Source organism: Legionella gresilensis (assembly GCF_900639865.1).
GTDB classification, from domain to species: Bacteria; Pseudomonadota; Gammaproteobacteria; order Legionellales; family Legionellaceae; genus Legionella_C; species Legionella_C gresilensis.
In genome coordinates this window covers 1-2,318 of record NZ_CAAAHX010000040.1, presented here as the reverse complement: position 1 = coordinate 2,318, position 2,318 = coordinate 1, and the positions used below count along the sequence as shown (strand labels likewise).

The following is a 2,318-nucleotide window of genomic DNA, read 5'->3' as shown; positions in this document are numbered from 1 at the left end:
ACCTCAAACCGCAGCACTCGCGCTATACACGTATTAAATAGTCTTTTATTAAACATGCTCATGATTTCAAATCCTTTGATTTTTTCATGCAATAAAATATTTCAGCTTGCCATAAGAGCACCCCAATCTTAATCTGCTGATACTTAATATTTTTAGAAAGACCGCTTTCTGGTTTTATGGAACTGATTGCCAGACCATCAAACAAATAGATTTAAATAGCTATAGCTGCCATAAAAGCTTGTATTTTCCTAGCCTGAATACCACTGTATTAAGCTCTTTTTAGGCAATTGCAATCATGAATCTCTTAATCTTACATCAAAAGAGTTTCAGGAAGTGGAGAGCAACCTCTAGTCTATTGATGTAAGAATTAATTGCAGTTTTAAATCATCATACCAATATATTTAACACCAAAATAAGGTCCATGAAAACCATAACTAGTTGAAGGCGTTACTCCACCTGAAACCAGAGTTAAGGCTTCAAAATAGTTAGTGGCCATATATCCCCCATCAACGATAAGTTTACTCGTTGGCATATTGTAAGTGTAGGCAACACCTAACTTAACATCCAACTCTGGAACAATAGTTGTGGAAGAAGAGTTAAAGAAGGGAAGAGTGCCGCCCGATTTATCCAGTGAATCAACATCTCCAATTAATAAAGCACCAGCAAGTCTGCCATAAATACTGAATGCATCATTAAAATTATAAGCCAAGTCCATACCAACACGAGGACCTACTCCTTTAAATTTTTGAGAAGTATCGTTATAGTTTGGAACTACATCACCATCGGTAGTAGTAATAGTGACTGGCGCATATTCTTGAAGCTTTATATTTGCATATTGAATGCCTGCATGAAAACGCACATCTTTAAACATACCAAAGTCTGCATGTTGACCAAATTCAACGTTAACTGCATCCCAAGTATACGTATCTTTATTATAAGCAAATGCTAAGGTGCTGCCTGTGACCAAGCTATCATAGGTATTACCCGATGTTACAATATCATCTCTTAAATGATACCAGCTTGCTGTAATATCAGAGCCTGTACCAAAATGGTAAGAACCCTCAAGGTTAAAGCCCCATAACCAGTCATCATGTTTGTCTAAGAATGTTCCGTTTGTATTATAACCTAAGAAATTATCAGCATACTGGTTGCCATTAAAAGCAGGTCTTAGATACAGAGCGTGAATACCTACGTCAAACCCTATAGATTCACAAGGGACGGTAACATTCCCAGGTACACAAACAGGACCCATGGTACCAGCAATAGCAACGCCACTACTTAATGCGAATAAAGATAAAACAATTTTTTTCATTATTAATTATTCCTTAAAAACAATTCCAATTTTAGCTTTCAATAAAGCAACTGATATAATACTCCTAAACGATACAAAGTTAAAAAATAATAATTTTTTATTAGGCGGCAACATAGCATCTCTAGTCTCGATTAGGTTATTTTAATAGTCAGATAATAATTGGTTTTAAATGATCGGTTTACAAAGCTTTTTCATAAATGCAAAAAAAATATAATTGTTTTAAAAAAAGTATCAAAATCACTAGAATATACTTTTTTGTTATTTAAAGAGCATCATGCTTTCTTACCTTAACTTTTTTTCAAGCCTACCGACTGATGCAGTGCTTTTAATTTATTTAAAGCTGCCTGCTCAAGAGTTATATTTAAAGTGCCGCATGTTAGATAAGCAACAGTCGTTTCTAGCGACGATTGCCTTACTAGACAAGCAAGAGCAAGCGGCGGTTGATTATCAACACCGATTGATAATAGATCTACTAAATCCGCAAACACATTCGACACTAACCACTATAACTTTCTCAAAGCCCCATCATCATCGTCTATTAAATGCTTTGTTGCGGCTTATGAAAAATCCTTTATTTGAACTAACAAGTAAATTAGCGGTAATACAACTACTAGGTAAATTAAAGAGTCAAGAGCTTGTGTTAATCGATGCCGCTTTGGATGAGATTGAGTCTAAATTAAAGAGCCAACATAGTGAGGAAATTTATCAGGCGCTTACATTATTAACTATCTTGATGCCTTGTCTTAACGCAAATACCAATTTTGATAGGCTGCTTCAAGCCGTTCAGTTAAAACTGGCGGATAATAAGGAGAAAATAAGAGAAGCGGCGCTCAAGTGTTTGACCTTGCTTGTTCCCTATTTGTCACCCAGTGAGGTGAATCGACTGTTTCAATCTGTTCAATTAAAATTGGCAAATAATGACAGGGATGTAAGACAGGTGGGGCTCAAGTATATAGGCGTGCTTATCCCCAGCTTGCCACCCAGTGAAGTTATTGAGTTGCTTCAA

The 2,318-nt window shown here is 35.9% G+C and carries 2 protein-coding genes; one reads left to right on the top strand and one right to left on the bottom strand.

The window, feature by feature from the left end:
- Positions 1-379: 379 nt before the first annotated feature.
- Positions 380-1,312, bottom strand: coding sequence for an Lpg1974 family pore-forming outer membrane protein (locus E1P04_RS17435; RefSeq protein ID WP_165482852.1), 933 nt, complete (start codon positions 1,310-1,312; stop codon positions 380-382).
- Between the two features lie 274 nt (positions 1,313-1,586).
- Between E1P04_RS17435 and E1P04_RS17430 the strand changes: the two genes are divergently transcribed.
- A partial coding sequence (locus E1P04_RS17430) for a hypothetical protein (RefSeq protein WP_131784124.1) occupies positions 1,587-2,318 on the top strand: 732 nt, incomplete at its 3' end.